Origin of the sequence: Agromyces binzhouensis, from assembly GCF_004135055.1 — a bacterium.
Classification (GTDB): domain Bacteria; phylum Actinomycetota; class Actinomycetes; order Actinomycetales; family Microbacteriaceae; genus Agromyces; species Agromyces binzhouensis.
This window is the reverse complement of record NZ_SDPL01000309.1, coordinates 1-3,740: the sequence shown is the minus strand read 5'-3', so window position 1 is coordinate 3,740 and position 3,740 is coordinate 1. Positions and strand designations below refer to the sequence as shown.

The 3,740-nt window shown below is 71.5% G+C and carries 3 protein-coding genes; all 3 read left to right on the top strand.

Annotation, left to right across the window (positions count from 1 at the left end; all coding sequences use genetic code 11):
- A partial coding sequence (locus ESO86_RS19010; protein ID WP_165307805.1) for a DNA repair protein RecN occupies positions 1–1,285 on the top strand: 1,285 nt, incomplete at its 5' end.
- Positions 1,286–1,433: 148 nt separating this feature from the next.
- A complete protein-coding gene (locus tag ESO86_RS13110) occupies positions 1,434–3,128 on the top strand; it encodes a CTP synthase (protein ID WP_129235423.1) in 1,695 nt (564 codons plus the stop codon).
- 1 nt (position 3,129) lies between these two features.
- A partial coding sequence (locus tag ESO86_RS13105; protein WP_165307803.1) for an NUDIX domain-containing protein occupies positions 3,130–3,740 on the top strand: 611 nt, incomplete at its 3' end.

The following is a 3,740-nucleotide window of genomic DNA, read 5'->3' as shown; positions in this document are numbered from 1 at the left end:
GTCGGCGACCGCGCAGCGCGAGGCGCTCGACCGGTTCGCCGGGCCCGAGCTCGCCGGCGTGCACGCCGCGTACCGCGACGCCTATCGTGCCTGGCGCGCCGGGGCCGACGAGCTCCGCTCCCTCCGCGAGCATCACGATGAGCGGCTGCGCGAGGCGGAGGAGCTCCGGCTCGCGCTCGACGAGCTCGAGGCCGCCGACCCGCAACCCGGCGAGGACGACGCGCTGCAGGAGCGTGCCGACCGCCTCACGAACCTCGAGGACCTGCGGCTCGCCGCAGCCCAGGCACGAGAGCTCATCTCGGCCGAGGTCGCCGGTGACGACACGCCGGACGCCATCACCCTCGTCGAGTCGGCGCGCCGCCACGTCGACCGGGTGGTCGCGCACGACCCGGCCCTCGCGCCGATCGCCGAAGCCGTCGCGAGCGCCGGCTTCGCACTCGCGGATGCCGCGACCGAGCTCTCGGGGTACCTCGCCGGCCTCGACGCCGACGGCGCAGCCGAGCTCGAGGCGGTGCAGGAGCGTCGCGCGGTCCTCGCGAACCTCGCGCGCCGGCACGGCACGCTCGACGAGGCGATCGCCTTCCGGCACGACGGCGGGCTCCGCCTCGTCGAGCTCGACGGCGACGATGACCGGATCGAGACGTTGGAGCGAGACGTCGAGCGCCGCGCGGCCGAGGTCGACGAGCTCGCCGACCGGATCAGCGCGCTGCGCGCGGACGCCGCATCCCGCCTCGCCGCCGAGGTCACCGCGGAGCTCGGCGCGCTCGCCATGCCCGACGCCGAGCTCACCGTGACCGTCGAGCCGCTCGCCGAGCCCACCTCGCACGGCCGCGACCAGGTCTCGATCCTCCTGCGACCCCACCCCGGCACCGAGCCGCGGCCCGTCGCCAAGGGCGCGTCGGGCGGAGAGCTCTCCCGCGTCATGCTCGCGATCGAGGTCGTCATCGCCGGAGCCGATCCCGTGCCGACGTTCGTGTTCGACGAGGTCGACGCGGGCGTGGGCGGTGCCGCAGCGATCGAGATCGGCCGCCGCCTCGCCCGACTCGCCGAGCGCTCGCAGGTCATCGTCGTCACCCACCTCGCCCAGGTCGCCGCGTTCGCGTCGAACCACCTCAGCGTCGTGAAGGGCACCGACGGTCGCGTGACCGCGTCGAGCGTCCGGCAGCTCGAGGGCGCCGAGCGCGAGGCCGAGATGGCACGACTGCTCTCAGGACTGGCCGACTCCGCGTCCGGGCTCGCGCATGCGCGCGAACTCCTCGAGATCGCCGACGCCGACGCGGCCTGACCGGCGACACGCCCGGAGGATCGGGGATCTCCGGCCGTGATCGTCGCGCGGTTCTCCTGCGATCTCGGGCCACGAGGCATCCGCCACCGGGGTTCGGCCAAGGTTCGGGCCATTCCCAGCCTCGAGTCGGATAGACTACAAGCCCGTGGTGGATGATCGCGGCGCAGACAATTCGAACGACACGACCAAGCACATCTTCGTGACCGGTGGTGTCGTTTCTTCTTTGGGCAAGGGCCTGACGGCGGCAAGCCTCGGCAACCTGCTCACGGCGCGGGGCCTGCGGGTGGTGATGCAGAAGCTCGACCCCTACCTCAACGTCGATCCGGGCACCATGAACCCGTTCCAGCACGGTGAGGTCTTCGTGACCGACGACGGTGCCGAGACCGATCTCGACATCGGGCACTACGAGCGATTCCTCGACATCGACCTGTCGCAGGCGGCCAACGTCACGACCGGGCAGATCTACTCGACCGTCATCGCCAAGGAACGACGCGGCGAGTACCTCGGCGACACCGTCCAGGTGATCCCGCACATCACCGACGAGATCAAGCGCCGCATGCGCCTCCAGGCGACCGAGACGCCGAAGCCCGACGTGATCATCACCGAGATCGGCGGCACGGTGGGCGACATCGAGTCGCAGCCCTTCATCGAGTCGGCCCGTCAGGTGCGACACGAGCTCGGCCGAAAGAACGTGTTCTTCGTGCACGTCTCGCTCGTCCCGTTCATGGGCGCGTCGGGGGAGCAGAAGACGAAGCCGACGCAGCACTCCGTCGCCGCGCTGCGCTCGATCGGCATCCAGCCCGATGCGCTCGTGCTGCGCAGCGACCGGCCCGTCACCGAGTCGAACAAGCGCAAGATCGCGCTCATGTGCGACGTCGACGAGGCGGCCGTGGTCAACGCGGTCGACGTGCCGTCCATCTACGACATCCCCACGATGCTCCACGAGCAGGGCCTCGACGCCTACCTCATCGAAGCGCTCGGTCTCGACGACAAGGCCGCCGACGTCGACTGGTCGGCGTGGGCCGACCTGCTCCGCGTGGTCCACGACCCGGCGCACGAGGTCACCATCGGGCTCGTCGGGAAGTACATCGACCTGCCCGACGCCTACCTGTCGGTCACCGAGGCGCTCCGCGCCGGCGGGTTCGCGAACGACACCAAGGTCAACGTCGAATGGATCCCGTCCGACGAGTGCCGCACGCCCGAGGGGGCGAAGGAGAAGCTGTCGCACCTCGACGGGATCTGCGTGCCCGGCGGCTTCGGCGTGCGCGGGATCGAGGGCAAGCTCGGCGCGCTGCACTTCGCGCGCGAGAACGGCATCCCGACGCTCGGCCTCTGCCTCGGCCTGCAGTGCATGGTCATCGAGTACTCGCGCAACGTCGCGGGGCTCCCCGGCGCATCCTCGAGCGAGTTCGACCCCGACACCGAGTTCCCGGTCATCGCGACCATGGAGGAGCAGGTCGAGATCATCGCCGGCGGCGACCTCGGCGGCACCATGCGACTGGGCCTCTATCCGGCGGCGCTCGACACGGGCTCGATCGTCGCGGAGCTCTACGGTGCGACCGAGGTGTCCGAGCGGCACCGTCACCGCTACGAGGTGAACAACGCGTACCGCGACCGCATCGCCGAAGCCGGCATGGTCTTCTCCGGCATGTCGCCGAGCCGGCACCTCGTCGAGTTCGTCGAGCTGCCGCGCGACGTGCACCCGTTCTACGTGGCCACGCAGGCGCATCCCGAGCTCCGCAGCCGTCCGAACGATGCGCACCCGCTGTTCCGCGGCCTCGTGGGTGCCGCGCTCGAGCGCCGGCAGGCGAGCCAGCTGTTCGACGACGTCGAGGACGCCTGACATGACGCGCGAGGTCGGCGGGACGGTGGAACCGACCGCCGACCTGCCCGTCGACGAGTGGGTCGACCTGCCGGTCCTGCACCGCGAGACCGTGTTCGAGGGCCGGATCTGGGACGTGCGCCGCGACACGCTCGAGTACGGCCCGGATGCGACCCGGATCGTCCGCGAGTACGTGGCGCACCCCGGTGCGGTGGCGATCCTCGCGCTGGATGACGAGGACCGCGTCCTGCTCATCAAGCAGTACCGCCAGCCGGTCCGCGCCCGCGACTGGGAGATCCCGGCAGGCCTGCTCGACGTCGCGCACGAACCGCCGCTCGAGGCGGCCAGGCGGGAGCTGGCCGAGGAGGCGGACCTCGTGGCATCCGACTGGGCCGTGCTGGCCGACTACTTCACGACGCCGGGGGGCAGCGACGAGGCCATCCGCATCTTCCTGGCACGGGGCCTCGCGGCGGCACCCGAGACGCACGCCCGCGAGGACGAGGAGGCCGACATGGAGGTGCGGTGGGTCGGGCTCGACGACTGCGTCGACGCCGTCCTCGCACGTCGGGTCGGCAACCCCTCGTTCACCGTCGGCGTGCTCGCGGCCGCGGCCGCGCGCGCCCGGGGCTGGGT